General features: G+C 63.9%; 25 protein-coding genes. All 25 read right to left on the reverse strand.

Going from position 1 to position 14,512, the window contains the following annotated elements; all coding sequences use genetic code 11:
* Positions 1-78: 78 nt before the first annotated feature.
* Complete coding sequence (locus XI05_RS15790) at positions 79-921, reverse strand: adenylate kinase (RefSeq protein ID WP_172783205.1); 843 nt, start codon at positions 919-921, stop codon at positions 79-81.
* On the reverse strand, positions 918-2,129 hold the full coding sequence (locus XI05_RS15795) for a preprotein translocase subunit SecY (RefSeq protein WP_271503156.1): 1,212 nt from the start codon (positions 2,127-2,129) through the stop codon (positions 918-920). Before XI05_RS15795 ends, XI05_RS15790 begins: the two co-directional genes overlap by 4 nt.
* Positions 2,126-3,457: a preprotein translocase subunit SecY gene (secY, locus tag XI05_RS15800; protein ID WP_271503158.1), complete on the reverse strand. Its 1,332-nt coding sequence runs from the start codon at positions 3,455-3,457 to the stop codon at positions 2,126-2,128. Before secY ends, XI05_RS15795 begins: the two co-directional genes overlap by 4 nt.
* A 148-nt stretch (positions 3,458-3,605) precedes the next feature.
* Positions 3,606-4,091, reverse strand: coding sequence for a 50S ribosomal protein L15 (rplO, locus tag XI05_RS15805; protein ID WP_025036983.1), 486 nt, complete (start codon positions 4,089-4,091; stop codon positions 3,606-3,608).
* Between the two features lie 75 nt (positions 4,092-4,166).
* Positions 4,167-4,361 carry a 50S ribosomal protein L30 gene (gene rpmD / locus XI05_RS15810; RefSeq protein WP_025036984.1) on the reverse strand — a complete coding sequence of 65 codons (195 nt, stop codon included), beginning with the start codon at positions 4,359-4,361 and terminating at the stop codon, positions 4,167-4,169.
* Positions 4,362-4,386: 25 nt separating this feature from the next.
* Positions 4,387-4,983, reverse strand: coding sequence for a 30S ribosomal protein S5 (gene rpsE / locus XI05_RS15815; protein WP_014494507.1), 597 nt, complete (start codon positions 4,981-4,983; stop codon positions 4,387-4,389).
* Positions 4,984-5,030: 47 nt separating this feature from the next.
* Positions 5,031-5,393 (reverse strand): 50S ribosomal protein L18, encoded by a 363-nt coding sequence (rplR, locus tag XI05_RS15820; RefSeq protein ID WP_024342458.1) that lies wholly within the window; start codon positions 5,391-5,393, stop codon positions 5,031-5,033.
* An 11-nt stretch (positions 5,394-5,404) separates the two neighbouring features.
* Positions 5,405-5,938: a 50S ribosomal protein L6 gene (rplF, locus tag XI05_RS15825; RefSeq protein ID WP_271503161.1), complete on the reverse strand. Its 534-nt coding sequence runs from the start codon at positions 5,936-5,938 to the stop codon at positions 5,405-5,407.
* 16 nt (positions 5,939-5,954) lie between these two features.
* A complete protein-coding gene (gene rpsH / locus XI05_RS15830; RefSeq protein ID WP_018322269.1) occupies positions 5,955-6,353 on the reverse strand; it encodes a 30S ribosomal protein S8 in 399 nt (132 codons plus the stop codon).
* Between the two features lie 14 nt (positions 6,354-6,367).
* Positions 6,368-6,673, reverse strand: coding sequence for a 30S ribosomal protein S14 (gene rpsN / locus XI05_RS15835; RefSeq protein WP_028137018.1), 306 nt, complete (start codon positions 6,671-6,673; stop codon positions 6,368-6,370).
* A gap of 46 nt (positions 6,674-6,719) precedes the next feature.
* Positions 6,720-7,277 (reverse strand): 50S ribosomal protein L5, encoded by a 558-nt coding sequence (gene rplE, locus XI05_RS15840; protein ID WP_025036988.1) that lies wholly within the window; start codon positions 7,275-7,277, stop codon positions 6,720-6,722.
* Complete coding sequence (rplX, locus tag XI05_RS15845; protein ID WP_011088142.1) at positions 7,270-7,584, reverse strand: 50S ribosomal protein L24; 315 nt, start codon at positions 7,582-7,584, stop codon at positions 7,270-7,272. The genes rplE and rplX overlap by 8 nt, the downstream gene beginning before the upstream one ends.
* Positions 7,584-7,952 (reverse strand): 50S ribosomal protein L14, encoded by a 369-nt coding sequence (gene rplN, locus XI05_RS15850; protein ID WP_007603030.1) that lies wholly within the window; start codon positions 7,950-7,952, stop codon positions 7,584-7,586. The genes rplX and rplN overlap by 1 nt, the downstream gene beginning before the upstream one ends.
* Positions 7,953-8,036: 84 nt before the next feature.
* Positions 8,037-8,285 (reverse strand): 30S ribosomal protein S17, encoded by a 249-nt coding sequence (gene rpsQ / locus XI05_RS15855; RefSeq protein ID WP_024342452.1) that lies wholly within the window; start codon positions 8,283-8,285, stop codon positions 8,037-8,039.
* Positions 8,286-8,298: 13 nt separating this feature from the next.
* Positions 8,299-8,505: a 50S ribosomal protein L29 gene (gene rpmC, locus XI05_RS15860; RefSeq protein WP_011088144.1), complete on the reverse strand. Its 207-nt coding sequence runs from the start codon at positions 8,503-8,505 to the stop codon at positions 8,299-8,301.
* A 5-nt stretch (positions 8,506-8,510) separates the two neighbouring features.
* Entirely contained in the window at positions 8,511-8,924 is a 414-nt protein-coding gene (gene rplP, locus XI05_RS15865; protein ID WP_008136349.1) for a 50S ribosomal protein L16, read from the reverse strand.
* 29 nt (positions 8,925-8,953) lie between these two features.
* Entirely contained in the window at positions 8,954-9,679 is a 726-nt protein-coding gene (rpsC, locus tag XI05_RS15870) for a 30S ribosomal protein S3 (protein ID WP_061876881.1), read from the reverse strand.
* Between the two features lie 17 nt (positions 9,680-9,696).
* The gene (gene rplV / locus XI05_RS15875; RefSeq protein ID WP_024342451.1) at positions 9,697-10,083 is read right to left on the reverse strand and encodes a 50S ribosomal protein L22; all 387 of its coding nucleotides are present in this window, start codon (positions 10,081-10,083) and stop codon (positions 9,697-9,699) included.
* Positions 10,084-10,093: 10 nt separating this feature from the next.
* Positions 10,094-10,372 (reverse strand): 30S ribosomal protein S19, encoded by a 279-nt coding sequence (rpsS, locus tag XI05_RS15880; protein ID WP_008136357.1) that lies wholly within the window; start codon positions 10,370-10,372, stop codon positions 10,094-10,096.
* 12 nt (positions 10,373-10,384) lie between these two features.
* Positions 10,385-11,218 carry a 50S ribosomal protein L2 gene (gene rplB / locus XI05_RS15885; protein ID WP_172783201.1) on the reverse strand — a complete coding sequence of 278 codons (834 nt, stop codon included), beginning with the start codon at positions 11,216-11,218 and terminating at the stop codon, positions 10,385-10,387.
* Positions 11,219-11,230: 12 nt separating this feature from the next.
* Positions 11,231-11,533 (reverse strand): 50S ribosomal protein L23, encoded by a 303-nt coding sequence (locus XI05_RS15890; protein ID WP_025036992.1) that lies wholly within the window; start codon positions 11,531-11,533, stop codon positions 11,231-11,233.
* Positions 11,530-12,150, reverse strand: a complete 621-nt coding sequence (gene rplD / locus XI05_RS15895) for a 50S ribosomal protein L4 (RefSeq protein ID WP_018647243.1) — start codon at positions 12,148-12,150, stop codon at positions 11,530-11,532. The genes XI05_RS15890 and rplD overlap by 4 nt, the downstream gene beginning before the upstream one ends.
* Position 12,151: 1 nt before the next feature.
* The gene (rplC, locus tag XI05_RS15900; protein ID WP_025036993.1) at positions 12,152-12,865 is read right to left on the reverse strand and encodes a 50S ribosomal protein L3; all 714 of its coding nucleotides are present in this window, start codon (positions 12,863-12,865) and stop codon (positions 12,152-12,154) included.
* Positions 12,866-12,917: 52 nt separating this feature from the next.
* On the reverse strand, positions 12,918-13,226 hold the full coding sequence (gene rpsJ / locus XI05_RS15905) for a 30S ribosomal protein S10 (RefSeq protein WP_002712302.1): 309 nt from the start codon (positions 13,224-13,226) through the stop codon (positions 12,918-12,920).
* Positions 13,227-13,307: 81 nt separating this feature from the next.
* A complete protein-coding gene (gene tuf, locus XI05_RS15910; protein ID WP_025036994.1) occupies positions 13,308-14,498 on the reverse strand; it encodes an elongation factor Tu in 1,191 nt (396 codons plus the stop codon).
* Between the last annotated feature and the right edge of the window lie 14 nt (positions 14,499-14,512).

Below are 14,512 nucleotides of genomic sequence, written 5' to 3' on the forward strand. Positions count from 1 at the left end.
GGGCCCGGCATCGTCTGAAACTATCCGACTTGGATGCGGGGCTTATTAGGGGATTCCAGGGGCTTTCGTCAACCGCTGCTAGCGTTTGGCTCGCTTTTTCGTGACCTTTTTTGCAGCCTTTTTGGCACCCTTTTTGACGGCCTTCTTGGCGGTCTTTTTGGCTGCCTTTTTGACCGTCTTCTTGGCGGTTTTCTTGGCCTTTTTGGCGGTTTTGGCCGATTTAGCGGCCTTCTTGGCAGCCTTCGCCGGCTTTTGGGGCGATTTCTTCCCCGCCTTGGCCTTCTTGGCCGGCGCTGCCTTGGCGGCGCTCCGGGCATGCGTCTTGGGCTCGACCGCCCCCAGCGCCAGCAGCTGGCGGTGGATGGCGCGGGTGACCTCGTCGATGGCCATCATGCCGTCGATGGTCGAGAGCTTCCGACGCTCGGAATAGTAGTGAATCAGCGGTTCCGTCTGGCTGCGGTAGCTGGCCAGCCGCTTGGTCAGGACCTCCGGGGTGTCGTCAAGCCGGACCTCCTCGCCGCGTTCCCGCATCTGGGCGACGCGGGTCTCGACGCGGCTCAGAAGCGCGCTCTCGTTGACCCGGAGCTCGATCACGGCGTCGAGCTTGAGGTGCTTGCGCTTCAGCAGCTCGTCCAGCGCCTCGGCCTGCGGCACGGTGCGCGGAAAACCGTCGAGGATGAAACCGTTCTTGGCATCCGGCTGGTCGATGCGGTCGGAAATGATTCCCACCACGACGTCATCGGGCACGAGGCCGCCGCTGGCCATGATCTCCTTGGCCTTCAACCCGACCGGGGTGCCGGCCGCAACCGCGGCACGCAGCATCTCGCCGGTCGAGAGCTGGACGATGCCATAGCGCTGCACCAGGAGCTGGGCCTGGGTCCCCTTGCCCGACCCCGGCGGTCCCAGAAGTATAATTCTCATCGGCGTACGCCCCCCGGCTTGGTGAGCGATACGTCGCGCACCTGTGCTTTGATATCAAGAGCGGTGCAAACCACAACCAGCGCCCCACCGCCATTGACGACCATACTATAAGGCAGCCCGATCCCGTAAAGCTCGAACACCTCCGGAATCAACTGCAACGCCGTCAGGTAGACGGCTCCGACGACCGTCGTCAATGACACCACGCGATCGAGATAGTCGGCCGTGGCTTCACCCCGAGCGACACCGGGAATGGTGCCGCCACGATCCGCCAGGGATTTGGCCGTGTGTTCGGGATCGACGACATAGGCGGTATAGACGAAGGCGAGCACGAACACGGCGATCGACACGAGAATGACGTGCACCGGCTGCCCGAGCTGGAGATGCCGGTAGGACGCCGCGACGAGGGGATGATCGCTGCCCAGAATGAAGCCTGCAAAGGCAAGCGGCAGATAGAATATCCACGGCGCTACGGTGACGGGAATCAGGAACCCGGCGCTGTTGAGCTTGATCGGCAGCATTGCATCGCGCACAGGCAGTTGCCGCGTGCCGACGCTGCGTGCGGCGAACTGGATCCGGATATTTCGCCGCGCGCCTTCGACAAGCACGATCACGACGACGATCGCGATCCAGAACACGACATGGCCGAGCACAAGATTGCCCGAGATCGCCCCGCTCCGCACGAGATCCGCGATACCGGCAATGTTTTGCGGAATGGCGACGATGAAGCCCGCGCTCAAGATCAACGCCAGGCCATTGCCAATGCCGTAGCGGGTCATCTGTTCGCTGAGCCACACCAGCACGAAGACGCCGCCGACCATCGAGGCCGTAGCCGTCGTCACGAACCAGCCGTCGGGATTTTTGACGAGGCCCGGGATCGACGTCAGTGCCGAGGCGATGCCGTAGGCCTGAAAGGCCGCAAGCCCGAGTGTGAGCCCGAGCGAGGCGCGCGCGATCTTGCGCCGTCCGCCCTCGCCCGACCGTTCGAGCGAATTCAGGCCGCGCCACACCACGGAGAGCAGCCGGATGAAGATTGCCGCAGTCAGATAGGGAATGAGGCCGAGCGCAAAGATCGAAAGCCGGGAGACGAGATCCAGCGTCGGCGAGACGTCGGAGAGATCCAGTCCCGGAATCGGGATCTGTGTGCCGAGCCTGAAAAGGAGCAGCGCGCCGATCGTGAAAGCGATTCGGCGCGCGAGCTCCCTGCTCATCTACGGCGGCCCCGCAGCTTGGACTTGCGGATCAGGCCTTCGTACTGGTGCGCCAGCAGATAGCCCTGGACCTGCGCGACCGTGTCCATGGTGACGCTGACGACGATCAGCAGCGAGGTGCCGCCGAAATAGAACGGCACCGAGGCGTAGGAGATCAGGATTTCCGGGATCAAGCAGACGATGGCGAGATAGATCGCGCCCAGCACGGTGATGCGCGACAGCACATAGTCGATGTATTCCGCGGTGCGCTCGCCCGGGCGAATGCCCGGAATGAAGCCGCCGTGCTTCTTCAGATTGTCCGCGGTCTCGGTCGGATTGAACACGATCGCGGTGTAGAAGAAGGCGAAGAACACGATCAGCGCCAGATACATGATCAGGAACAGCGGGCGGCCATGGCCGAGCTGGGTGGTGATCCACTGGAACCACTCCGGCCCGCTTCCCGTGTTGAAGTTCGCAACCGTGGTCGGCAGCAGCAGCAGCGAGGATGCGAAGATCGGCGGGATCACGCCGGAGGTGTTGAGCTTGAGCGGCAGATGCGAGGACTGCCCCTCGAACATCTTGTTGCCGACCTGGCGCTTCGGATACTGGATCAAGAGCCGGCGCTGGGCGCGCTCCATGAACACGATGAAGGCGATCACGGCGACGGCCATGATGATGACGACCAGGATCAGGCCGGTCGACATCGCGCCCTGACGGCCGAGCTCGAGCATGCCAGCGAGAGCCGCGGGCAGCTCGGCGACGATGCCGGCGAGAATGATCAGCGAGATACCGTTGCCGATGCCGCGCGAGGTGATCTGCTCGCCCAGCCACATCAGGAACATGGTGCCGCCGGTCAGCGTGATCGCCGTGGACAGGCGGAAGAACAAGCCGGGGTCGGCGACGACGTTGCCGGCGCCTTCGAGGCCCACCGCGATGCCGTAGGACTGGAACGCGGCCAGGATGACGGTCAGATAGCGCGTATACTGGTTCAGCGTCTTGCGGCCGGCCTCACCTTCCTTCTTCAGGGCCTCGAGCTGCGGCGAAACGGTGGTGAGGAGCTGGATGATGATCGAGGCCGAGATGTACGGCATGATGTTCAGCGCGAAGATCGCCATGCGGTGGATGCCGCCGCCGGCGAACATGTTGAACATGCCGAGAATGCCGCCCGCCTGGGAGCGGAACACCTGCTCCCAGACGTTGGGATCGATGCCGGGCAGCGGGATGTAGGTCCCGAGCCGATAAACGAGCAGCGCACCCAGGGTGAACCAGATGCGCTTCTTCAGTTCGTCGGCCTTGGCAAACGCGCCGAAATTGAGATTGGCTGCCAGTTGTTCCGCTGCAGAGACCATCTTGGACTTTCTCCCGCCGCCTGTTGCGCCGTCATGCCCGCGGCCGGGCTAGTTTAGCGGACGCCGGACATTATCTGGGGCTCGGCTTCGATAAGTCCACGTCCCGCATGCGTAAAGGCCCGCGCGCCGCGGGCCAATGACGCAGTTGTTACGCCGCCTCGCCTTCTTCCTTGGGCTGGGCGAGGATCTTCACCGAGCCGCCGGCCTTCTCGACCGCTGCGATCGCGGTCTTGCTGGCGCCGTGCACTTCGATGTTGAGCTTGGATTTGAGCTCGCCACGGCCGAGCAGCCGCAGGCCGGCCTTGGCGCGGCGCAGCACGCCGCCCTTCACCAGGGCCTCGACGTTGACGACGCTGCCGGCGTCGATCTTCTTGGCATCGACCGCTTCCTGGAGCCGGTCGAGATTGATCTCGGCGAACTCGACGCGGAAGATGTTGTTGAAGCCGCGCTTGGGCAGACGGCGATGCATCGGCATCTGGCCGCCTTCGAAACCCTTGATGCGCACGCCCGAACGCGCGGTCTGGCCCTTGCCGCCGCGGCCGGACTGCTTGCCCTTGCCGGAACCGATGCCGCGGCCGACGCGCATACGCTTCTTGCGCGAGCCGGCGTTGTCGGCGATATCGCTGAGCTTCATCGCCCTTCTCCTTGTGTCTTGCGCACGATCTTCACCGAAAACCGCTTCCGGCTTTCCGGGACCGTTCGCCTTTGCTTACTTCTCGTCGATGATGCGGACGAGATGGTGAACCTTCTCGATCATGCCGCGGACCGCCGGGGTATCCGGCAGTTCGCTGGTACGGCCGATCTTGTTGAGCTTGAGCCCGATCAGGGTCGAACGCTGCGAGTGATGGCGGCGGATCGCGCTGCCGGTCTGCTCGACCTTGATCGTCTTTGCGGCCTTGGCCATGGGAGTCTACTCCGAAAAGCTTCCGTTAGTCGGCGGCCGCCTCGGCATCGCCACCGATACGGCGCGACTGGAGGGTGGACACCTTGATGTTGCGGCGGGCTGCGACCGAACGCGGCGAATCCTGGTGCTTCAGCGCGTCGAAGGTCGCGCGCACCATGTTGTACGGGTTCGACGAGCCGATCGACTTCGCCACCACGTCCTGGACGCCGAGCGTCTCGAACACGGCGCGCATCGGGCCGCCGGCGATGATGCCGGTACCGGCCGGAGCTGCACGCAGGTAGACACGGCCCGCGCCATGACGGCCGGCGATGTCGTGATGGAGCGTACGGCCCTCGCGCAGCGACACCCGCGTCAGGTTGCGCTTGGCGGACTCGGTCGCCTTGCGGATCGCCTCAGGCACTTCGCGCGCCTTGCCGTGACCGAAGCCGGCGCGGCCCTTCTGGTCGCCGATCACGACCAGCGCTGCGAAACCGAAGCGCTTGCCGCCCTTGACGACTTTGGCCACGCGGTTGATGTGGACGAGCTTGTCGACGAACTCGCTGTCGCGCTCCTCGCGCTCCCTGCGTTCACGTCCGCCGCCGCGTTGATCGCGTCCACCACGTTGTTCGCGTTCAGCTGCCATGGTTTTTCCAATCCTTCAGAGGCTTGCGCCTCAATCCTCAAATTCTGTTAGAAGCTCAGCCCGCTCTCACGCGCCGCGTCGGCCAGAGCCTTGACGCGCCCGTGATAGAGATAGCTGCCGCGATCGAACACGACTTCCTTGACGCCCTTCTCGGCGGCGCGCTCGGCCAGCAACTTGCCGACCGCCTTCGCCGCATCGATGTCGGCGCCGGTCTTGCCGCCGTCGCGCATCGACTTCTCGAGCGACGAGGCAGAGGCCAGCGTCTCGCCCTTCAGGTCGTCGATGACCTGGGCGTAGATGTGCTTGGACGAGCGGAACACCGACAGGCGCGGACGGCCGCCGGCGGAACGGCGCAGCTTCAGCCGCACACTCCGCTTGCGCCGGGCATTCGTAACCTTGGCTTTGGACATGACCGGCTCCGTTACTTCTTCTTGCCTTCCTTGCGGAAGATGAATTCGCCAACATACTTCACGCCTTTGCCCTTGTAGGGCTCCGGCGGGCGATAGGAGCGGATCTCGGCGGCGACCTGGCCGACACGCTGGACGTCGCTGCCCGTCACCGTGATCTCGGTCGGCTTCGGCACGGTGATCGTGATCCCCTCGGGGATCGGATAGATCACGTCATGGCTGTAGCCGAGCGCGAGCTGCAGATTCTTGCCCTGCATCGCGGCGCGATAGCCGACGCCGGTGATCTCGAGCTTCTTCTCGAAGCCCTTGGTGACGCCTTCGACCAGATTCGCGACCTGGGCGCGAGCGGTGCCGTAAAGCGCCCGCGCGCGGTTGGTCTCAGCGCGCGGCTTGACCTTGATCTGGCCGCTCTCGAGCTTCACCTCGACGTCGTCGTGGACGACGAACTGAAGCTGGCCCTTCGGCCCCTTCATCTTGACGGTCTGCCCATCGACGGTCGCGGTCACACCCGACGGAACCGCCACAGGCCTTTTGCCAACTCGTGACATGGATGAAAAATCCTTCTCAGAACACCGTGAAGAGGACTTCACCGCCCACATTCGCGTCGCGCGCGCTGTGGTCGGCCATGATCCCCTTCGGCGTCGACAACACCGAAATGCCGAGACCGTTATTCACCCGCGGCAGGTTCTTCACCGAGGCGTAGACACGGCGCCCCGGCTTGGAGACACGTTCGATCTCGCGGATGACGGGCTCGCCGTCGAAATACTTCAGCTCGATCTCGATCTCGCTGCGGCCCGAGGAGTGCTCGAGCGTGGCGTAGCCGCGGATGTAGCCCTCGGATTTGAGGACCTCGAGGACGTTCTCGCGCATCTTCGAACCAGGCGTGGAGACCTTGGTCTTGGAGCGCATCTGCGCGTTGCGGATACGGGTGATCAGATCGCTGATTGGATCGTGCGTAGACATCTAAACGACCCTCCTTACCAGCTGGACTTCACGAGGCCCGGGACCATGCCCTTGGAGCCAAGTTCGCGCAGCGCGATACGGGACAGCTTGTTCTTGCGATAGTTCGAGCGCGGACGGCCCGACAGCTCGCAGCGCAGGCGGATGCGGGTCGCCGACGAGTTGCGCGGCATTTCCGCCAGCTTCAGGGTCGCGGCGAACCGCTCTTCCATCGGCAGCGTCTTGTCGGCGATGATCGCCTTCAACCGCTCGCGCTTGGCGGCGGCGTTCTTCACCATCCGCTTGCGCCGGTTGTTCTTCTCGACTGAACTCTTCTTTGCCATGCTTGGCTCCTGGGTATCCGCGTTTGAGAGGCTCTAAGTCAGCGTCTCACTGCCGGAACGGGAAATTGAAAGCGGTCAACAAGGCCCTCGCCTCTTCGTCGGTCTTGGCCGTGGTGCAGACGGTGATGTCCATACCGCGGGCTTCCGTGACCTTGTCGAAGTCGATCTCGGGGAAAATGATGTGCTCCTTGATGCCGAGCGAGTAGTTGCCGCGGCCGTCGAAGCTCTTCGGGTTCAGGCCGCGGAAGTCGCGCACGCGCGGCAGCGCCACGTTCACCAGGCGATCGATGAACTCGTACATGCGGGCCTTGCGCAGCGTGACCTTGCAGCCGATCGGCTGGTTCTCACGCAGCTTGAAGGTCGCGATCGCGATGCGCGAATAGGTCACGATCGCCTTTTGGCCGGCGATCTGGGTCAATTCGGCAGCGGCGGTCTCGGCCTTCTTGCGGTCGTTGACGGAATCGCCAACGCCCATGTTCAGCACGACCTTGTCCAGGCGCGGAACCTGCATGACGTTCTCGTAACCGAACTTCTCGGTCAGAGCCGTGCGGATCTTCGCGTCATATTCCGCGCGCAGGCGCGGCGTGTAAGCGGCCTCAGCCATCGATCTCAGCTCCCGAGCTCTTGGCGATGCGGACCTTCTTGCCGTCCGCCAGAATCTTGAATCCGACGCGGGTCGGCTTTCCGTCCTTGCCGACATACGCGATGTTGGACAGTTGGATCGGCGCCTCTTTCGAGATGATGCCGCCCTCCTGGGCCTGCGTCTGCTTCTGGTGACGCTTGACCATGTTGATGCCGCGCACCAGCGCGGTGCCGGCGTCGGGGCGGACCTCGAACACTTCGCCGGTGCGGCCCTTGTCGCGGCCGGTCAGCACGACGACCTTGTCGCCCTTGCGGATCTTCGCAGCCATCACAGCACCTCCGGCGCGAGCGAGATGATCTTCATGTGGTTCTTGGCGCGCAGCTCGCGCGGCACGGGCCCGAAGATACGGGTGCCGACCGGCTCGGACTGGTTGTTGATCAGAACGGCGGCGTTGCGGTCGAAGCGGATGACCGAACCGTCGGCGCGGCGGATGTCCTTGCGGACGCGCACCACGACGGCCTTCATCACGTCGCCCTTCTTCACCTTGCCACGCGGAATGGCTTCCTTGATCGACACGACGATGATGTCGCCGATCGTGGCGTAGCGGCGCTTGGAGCCCCCGAGCACCTTGATACACATGACACGGCGTGCGCCAGAATTGTCGGCCACGTCGAGGTTGGTCTGCATCTGAATCATTGATGCACCTCGTCCTCTTTCTCTTTGCGCCAGCCCAGCCGGCGCTCAACATTTCCCTGAAGTCAGTCGGCTAAAGCCAACAGATCAGGCGCTTTTCTTGTGTTCGCCCCGGATCACGACCCAGCGCTTCAACTTCGAAATCGGCTTGGTTTCCTCGATCCACACCATGTCGCCCGGCTTGAACTGGTTGCTCTCGTCGTGCGCGTGGTAGTTCTTGGAACGGCGGATCGTCTTCTTGTAGATCGGGTGCGTGAAGCGACGATCGACGCGCACCACGATGGTCTTGGCTTGCTTGTCGCTGACGACCACGCCCTGCAAAGTACGTTTCGGCATCTTCGTAAGCCTCTTACTTCTTCTTCGCGCGCGTCTGCGCGGCGACGGTCTTGATCCGGGCGATGTCACGGCGGGCCTCGCGCAGGCGCGAGGTGTTCTCGAGCTGCCCGGTGGCGCGCTGGAAGCGCAGGTTGAAGCGCTCCTTCTTCAGGTTCAGGATGGCGTCATCCTGCTGGTCGGGGCTCATCGCGCGGATGTCTTCGATCTTCATCTGGGCCATGGCCATTACTCCGCAATGCGCTCGACGAAGCGCGTCTTGATCGGCAGCTTGGCGGCCGCCAGGGTCAGCGCCTCACGCGCCGTCTGGGTGTTGACGCCGTCGATCTCGAACAGCACCCGGCCCGGCTTGACGCGCGCGACCCACAATTCCGGCGAACCCTTGCCGGAGCCCATGCGGACTTCGGCCGGCTTCTTCGACACCGGAACGTCGGGGAACACGCGGATCCAGACGCGGCCGGCGCGCTTCATGTGGCGGGTCAGCGCGCGGCGGGCGGCTTCGATCTGGCGCGCGGTGACGCGCTCAGGCTCGGTCGCCTTCAAGCCGAACTGGCCGAACGCCAACGTCGCGCCCGAAGACGCAACGCCGTGAATGCGGCCCTTATGCGCCTTCCGGAACTTCGTTTTCTTAGGTTGCATCATGGCTTTAAGCCCTCAATTCCTGTCTGGCTTTAGGCAGCGGCCGTCTCGCGGCGCTGACGGCCACCGCGATCGCCACTGCCGCCGGTCTCGCCTTCGGCCATTCTCTTGTCCTGGGCCATCGGATCGTGCTCGAGGATCTCGCCCTTGAAGATCCAGACCTTGACGCCGCAGGTGCCGAAGGTCGTGAACGCGGTCGCAACGCCGTAGTCGATGTCGGCACGCAGCGTGTGCAGCGGCACGCGGCCTTCGCGGTACCACTCCATGCGCGCGATTTCCGCGCCGCCCAGACGTCCCGAGCAGTTGATGCGGATGCCTTCCGCGCCGAGACGCATCGCCGACTGCACGGCGCGCTTCATGGCGCGGCGGAACGCCACGCGGCGCTCGAGCTGCTGCGCGATCGACTCGGCCACCAGCGTCGCATCGAGCTCCGGCTTGCGGATTTCGACGATGTTGATGACGACGTCGGACGAGGTGATGTCCGCGACCTTCTTGCGCAGCTTGTCGATGTCGGCGCCCTTCTTGCCGATCACCACGCCCGGACGGGCCGAGTGGATGGTGACGCGGCACTTCTTGTGCGGACGCTCGATCACGATGCGGGCGACGGCCGCCTGCTTGAGCTCCTTGTGCAGGATCTCGCGGATCTTGACGTCCTCGTGCAGCAGCTTGCCGTATTCCTGCTTGCCGGCGAACCAGCGGGAATCCCAGGTCCGGTTGATGCCGAGGCGCAGACCGATCGGATTGATCTTTTGACCCATCGTGTTCTCCTGCGCCCTTAAGCGGCGGCTTCAGCTTCGACCTGACGAACGATGATCGTCAGCTGCGAAAACGGTTTGTAGACACGGCCCGAGCGGCCACGGCCGCGGGCGGCGAAGCGCTTCATCACGAGGCCGTTGCCGACGAAGGCCTGCGCCACGACGAGATCGTCGACGTCGAGGTCGTGGTTGTTCTCGGCGTTGGCGATCGCCGATTCCAGGCACTTCTTCACGTCGACCGCGATCCGCTTGCGCGAAAACTGCAGGTCGGCGAGCGCGGCAGACGCCTTCCGGCCGCGAATGAGCTGGGCGACCAGGTTGAGCTTCTGCGGGCTCACCCGCAGCATCCGGGCGACCGCCTTGGCCTCGTTCTCGGCGAGGCTCCGTTCGCGCTTAGGTTTGCTCATCGTTTAATCCTCAAGCCTTCTTGGCTTTCTTGTCGCCGGAGTGGCCATGGAAGGTCCGGGTCGGCGAGAACTCGCCGAACTTGTGACCGACCATTTCCTCGTTCACGGCCACCGGCACGTGCTTCTGACCGTTGTAGACGCCGAAGGTCAGACCGACGAATTGCGGCAGGATCGTCGAGCGACGGCTCCAGATCTTGATGACGTCGTGACGGCCGGACGCGCGCGCGGCATCTGCCTTCTTGAGCAGAGAACCCTCGACGAACGGGCCTTTCCAGACTGAACGAACCATGTCCGGCGTTCCTTACTTCTTCCGCTTGTGGCGGCTTAGGAGAATGAATTTGTTGGTCGACTTGTTGGAGCGGGTCTTCTTGCCCTTGGTCGGCTTGCCCCACGGAGTGACCGGGTGACGACCGCCCGAGGTACGACCTTCACCACCGCCGTGCGGATGGTCGATCGGGTTCATCGAAACACCGCGGTTATGCGGCTTGCGGCCCAGCCAACGGTTGCGGCCGGCCTTGCCGATCGAGGTGTTCATGTGATCCGGGTTCGACACTGCGCCGATCGTGCCGCGGCAACGGCCGTGCACGAGGCGCTGCTCGCCAGAATTCAGGCGGATGATGACGTAGTCCTGGTCGCGGCCGACGAGCTGGGCGTACGTCCCCGCGGAACGGGCCAGCTGGCCACCCTTCCCGATCTTGACCTCGATGTTGTGGATGATCGTGCCGACCGGCATGTTGCCGAGCGGCATGACGTTGCCCGGCTTCACGTCGACATAGTTCCCGGCGACGATGGTGTCACCCACGGCCAGGCGCTGCGGCGCCAGGATATAGGCCTGCTCGCCGTCCTGGTACTTGATCAGCGCGATGAACGCAGTGCGGTTCGGATCGTATTCCAGCCGCTCGACCGTCGCGGGCGCGTCGACCTTGTCGCGCTTGAAGTCGACGAGGCGCAGCGTCTGCTTGTGACCGCCGCCGCGGAAACGCACGGTGATGCGACCGGTGTTGTTGCGGCCGCCCGAGGACTTCTTGCCTTCGGTGAGCGCCTTGACCGGCTTGCCCTTGTACAGGGCCGAACGATCGACCATGACCAGCTGGCGCTGGCCCGGCGTCGTGGGATTGAATGTCTTCAGTGCCATCGTCGTACGACCTTACAGACCGGTGGTGACGTCGATCCGGTGACCCTCTTCGAGGGTCACGATCGCGCGTTTGCTGTTCGACTGCGAGCCGATGGTGCCGCGGAAGGCCTTGACCTTGCCCTTGCGGACCAGCGTGTTGACGCTCTTGACCTTGACGTCGAACAGCTTCTCGATCGCTTCCTTGATCTGCGGCTTGGTCGCCTTGGCGGCCACCTTGAACAGCACCTTGTTGTGCTCCGAAGCGATCGTCGCCTTTTCGGTCACGACCGGAGACAGGATCACGTCGTAGTGGCGAGGCTCGATGTTCTTGCTCATTTGAAGCGCGCCTCCAGCGCATCGATGGCGGCCTTGGTCAGAACGAGCTTCTGACGGCGCAGGATGTCATAGACGTTGATGCCCTGGATCGGCAGCACGTCCATGTTCGGGATGTTGCGCGCTGCAGCGGCGAAGCCGTTGTTGAGCTCGGCACCGTCGATGATCAGCGCGTTGGTGAGGCCGAGGCCCGAGAAGTGGCCGAGCAGCGCCTTGGTCTTGGCGGCCTCCAGCGCGGCCTTCTCGATCACGACAAGATCGCCGTCCTTGGCCTTGGCCGAGAGCGCATGCTTCAGTGCGAGCGCACGGACCTTCTTCGGCAGGTCGGTGGCGTGCGAACGCACCACCGGACCGAAGGCACGACCACCGCCGCGGAACTGCGGCACGCGGGCCGAGCCGTGACGAGCACCGCCGGTGCCCTTCTGCTTGTACATCTTCTTGCCGGTGCGCCAGATCTCGGCGCGGCCCTTGGCCTTGTGCGTGCCGGCCTGGCGCTTGTTGAGCTGCCACTGCACGCAGCGCGCGATGATGTCCTCGCGCGGCTCGAGACCGAAAATGGCGTCGGACAGCTGGACGGAGCCCGCTTCCTTACCTTCGAGGGTGGTGACCTTCAATTCCATCTCACGCCTCCTGCGCAGCCGGAGCGGCTTCCGCGTCGCCAGCAACCTTGAACTTGCCGGGCTTCGGAGCTTCCTTCGGCAGCGGCTTCTTGACTGCGTCGCGCACGCGGATCCAGCCGCCCTTGGAGCCGGGAACGGCTCCCTCGACGAGGATCAGGCCGCGCTCGACATCGGTCTGGACGACGCGAAGGTTGAGCGTGGTGATGCGGTCGACACCCATGTGGCCGGGCATCTTCTTGTTCTTCCAGGTCTTGCCGGGGTCCTGACGGCCACCGGTCGAACCGATCGAGCGGTGCGAGATCGACACACCGTGCGTGGCGCGCAGACCGCCGAAGTTCCAGCGCTTCATGCCGCCGGCGAAGCCCTTACCGACCGAGGTGCCGGTGACGTCGACGAACTGACCGACGACGAAGTGGTCAGCCTGGATCTCGGCGCCGACCGGGATCATGGCGTCCGCGGTGACGCGGAATTCCTCGACCCGGCGCTTCGGCTCGACCTTGGCGACCGCGAACTGGCCGCGCTCGGCCTTCGGCATGTAAACGGTCTTGCGGCTGCCCGAACCGAGCTGGAGCGCGACGTAACCGTTCTTCTCTTCGGTGCGGTGGCCTACGACCTGGCAATTGCCGAGCTTCAGCACGGTCACGGGGATATGTTCGCCGGCCTCCGTGAAGACCCGCGTCATCCCGACCTTTTGTGCGATCACTCCGGAGCGCATCGGCTTGCTTCCTGTTCTCTTTGTCCGCTTTTGGCGAACGGGATCCAAAATCTTAGAGCTTGATCTCGACGTCGACACCGGCGGCCAGATCGAGCTTCATCAAAGCATCGACGGTCTGCGGGGTCGGATCGACGATGTCGAGCAGGCGCTTGTGAGTGCGCATCTCGAACTGTTCGCGGCTCTTCTTGTCGACGTGGGGCGAACGGTTGACGGTGAACTTCTCGATGCGGGTGGGCAGCGGAATGGGTCCGCGGACCTGCGCGCCGGTGCGCTTCGCCGTGTTCACGATCTCGCGGGTCGACGTATCGAGGATACGATGGTCGAACGCCTTGAGACGGATACGAATGTTTTGGCCGTTCATTGCCGTGGTCTCTCTTCAGTGGGTGGCGAATAGCGAATAGCGAATGTCACCATTCGCTACTCGCCGTCCCTTTTCTCGTAATTACTCGATGATCGAGGCGACGACGCCGGCGCCGACGGTGCGGCCACCTTCGCGGATCGCGAAGCGGAGCTTCTCTTCCATCGCGATCGGCACGATCAGGTGCACTTCCATCGCGATGTTGTCGCCCGGCATCACCATCTCGGTGCCTTCCGGCAGGTGCACGACACCGGTCACGTCGGTGGTGCGGAAGTAGAACTGCGGACGGTAGTTGGTGAAGAACGGGGTGTGGCGACCGCCCTCTTCCTTGGTGAGGATGTAGGCCTCAGCCTTGAACTTGGTGTGCGGCTTGACCGAACCCGGCTTGGCCAGAACCTGGCCGCGCTCGACGTCCTCACGCTTGGTGCCGCGGAGCAGCGCGCCGATGTTGTCGCCGGCCTGGCCCTGATCGAGCAGCTTGCGGAACATTTCGACGCCGGTGACGGTGGTCTTCTGGGTGGCGCGGAGACCGACGATCTCGATTTCCTCGCCGACCTTGACGACGCCGCGCTCGACACGGCCGGTCACGACGGTGCCGCGGCCCGAGATCGAGAACACGTCTTCAACCGGCATCAGGAACGGCTGGTCGATCGGACGCTCCGGCTGCGGGATGTACTCGTCGACGTTCTTCATCAGCTCGAGGATGGCGTCGTGGCCGAGCTTCTTGTCGGAGTCTTCGAGAGCGGCCAGCGCCGAACCCTTGATGATCGGGATCTTGTCGCCGGGGAATTCGTACTTCGAGAGCAGCTCGCGGACTTCGAGCTCGACGAGCTCGAGCAGCTCCGGATCGTCGACCATGTCGCACTTGTTGAGGAACACGACGAGCGCGGGCACGCCGACCTGGCGGGCGAGCAGGATGTGCTCGCGGGTCTGCGGCATCGGGCCGTCAGCGGCCGACACGACCAGGATCGCGCCGTCCATCTGGGCAGCGCCGGTGATCATGTTCTTCACGTAGTCGGCGTGGCCGGGGCAGTCGACGTGGGCGTAGTGCCGGTTCGGCGTCTCGTACTCGACGTGCGCCGTCGAGATGGTGATGCCGCGGGCCTTCTCTTCCGGCGCCTTGTCGATCTGGTCGTACGCGGTGAACGTCGCACCGCCGGCTTCGGCGAGAACCTTGGTGATCGCCGCGGTCAGCGACGTCTTGCCATGGTCGACGTGACCGATGGTGCCGATGTTGCAGTGCGGCTTGGTACGTTCAAACTTTGCTTTGGCCATTTGACTCTCCGTTC

Source organism: Bradyrhizobium sp. CCBAU 11357, from assembly GCF_028128865.1.
Lineage (GTDB): Bacteria > Pseudomonadota > Alphaproteobacteria > Rhizobiales > Xanthobacteraceae > Bradyrhizobium.

Coding starts and splice junctions, on each gene's coding strand:
- rpsN (WP_028137018.1), bottom strand. CDS start 6,673: ATGGCAAAGAAGAGTTCAGTCGAGAAGAACAACCGGCGCAAGCGGATG.
- rplF (WP_271503161.1), bottom strand. CDS start 5,938: ATGTCACGAGTTGGCAAAAGGCCTGTGGCGGTTCCGTCGGGTGTGACC.
- rpsQ (WP_024342452.1), bottom strand. CDS start 8,285: ATGCCGAAACGTACTTTGCAGGGCGTGGTCGTCAGCGACAAGCAAGCC.
- tuf (WP_025036994.1), bottom strand. CDS start 14,498: ATGGCCAAAGCAAAGTTTGAACGTACCAAGCCGCACTGCAACATCGGC.
- rpsC (WP_061876881.1), bottom strand. CDS start 9,679: ATGGGTCAAAAGATCAATCCGATCGGTCTGCGCCTCGGCATCAACCGG.
- rpsE (WP_014494507.1), bottom strand. CDS start 4,983: ATGGCAGCTGAACGCGAACAACGTGGTGGACGCGATCAACGCGGCGGC.
- rplD (WP_018647243.1), bottom strand. CDS start 12,150: ATGGAATTGAAGGTCACCACCCTCGAAGGTAAGGAAGCGGGCTCCGTC.
- rpmD (WP_025036984.1), bottom strand. CDS start 4,361: ATGGCCAAGGCCGCAAAGACGATCAAGGTCGAGCAGACCGGCAGCGCG.
- rplO (WP_025036983.1), bottom strand. CDS start 4,091: ATGAAGCTCAGCGATATCGCCGACAACGCCGGCTCGCGCAAGAAGCGT.
- rplP (WP_008136349.1), bottom strand. CDS start 8,924: ATGATGCAACCTAAGAAAACGAAGTTCCGGAAGGCGCATAAGGGCCGC.
- rpmC (WP_011088144.1), bottom strand. CDS start 8,505: ATGGCCCAGATGAAGATCGAAGACATCCGCGCGATGAGCCCCGACCAG.
- XI05_RS15790 (WP_172783205.1), bottom strand. CDS start 921: ATGAGAATTATACTTCTGGGACCGCCGGGGTCGGGCAAGGGGACCCAG.
- XI05_RS15795 (WP_271503156.1), bottom strand. CDS start 2,129: ATGAGCAGGGAGCTCGCGCGCCGAATCGCTTTCACGATCGGCGCGCTG.
- rplV (WP_024342451.1), bottom strand. CDS start 10,083: ATGAGCAAACCTAAGCGCGAACGGAGCCTCGCCGAGAACGAGGCCAAG.
- rplE (WP_025036988.1), bottom strand. CDS start 7,277: ATGGCTGAGGCCGCTTACACGCCGCGCCTGCGCGCGGAATATGACGCG.
- secY (WP_271503158.1), bottom strand. CDS start 3,457: ATGGTCTCTGCAGCGGAACAACTGGCAGCCAATCTCAATTTCGGCGCG.
- rpsJ (WP_002712302.1), bottom strand. CDS start 13,226: ATGAACGGCCAAAACATTCGTATCCGTCTCAAGGCGTTCGACCATCGT.
- rplB (WP_172783201.1), bottom strand. CDS start 11,218: ATGGCACTGAAGACATTCAATCCCACGACGCCGGGCCAGCGCCAGCTG.
- rplX (WP_011088142.1), bottom strand. CDS start 7,584: ATGGCTGCGAAGATCCGCAAGGGCGACAAGGTCGTCGTGCTGACCGGC.
- rplR (WP_024342458.1), bottom strand. CDS start 5,393: ATGTCCAAAGCCAAGGTTACGAATGCCCGGCGCAAGCGGAGTGTGCGG.
- rplN (WP_007603030.1), bottom strand. CDS start 7,952: ATGATTCAGATGCAGACCAACCTCGACGTGGCCGACAATTCTGGCGCA.
- rplC (WP_025036993.1), bottom strand. CDS start 12,865: ATGCGCTCCGGAGTGATCGCACAAAAGGTCGGGATGACGCGGGTCTTC.
- rpsS (WP_008136357.1), bottom strand. CDS start 10,372: ATGGTTCGTTCAGTCTGGAAAGGCCCGTTCGTCGAGGGTTCTCTGCTC.
- XI05_RS15890 (WP_025036992.1), bottom strand. CDS start 11,533: ATGAGCAAGAACATCGAGCCTCGCCACTACGACGTGATCCTGTCTCCG.
- rpsH (WP_018322269.1), bottom strand. CDS start 6,353: ATGTCTACGCACGATCCAATCAGCGATCTGATCACCCGTATCCGCAAC.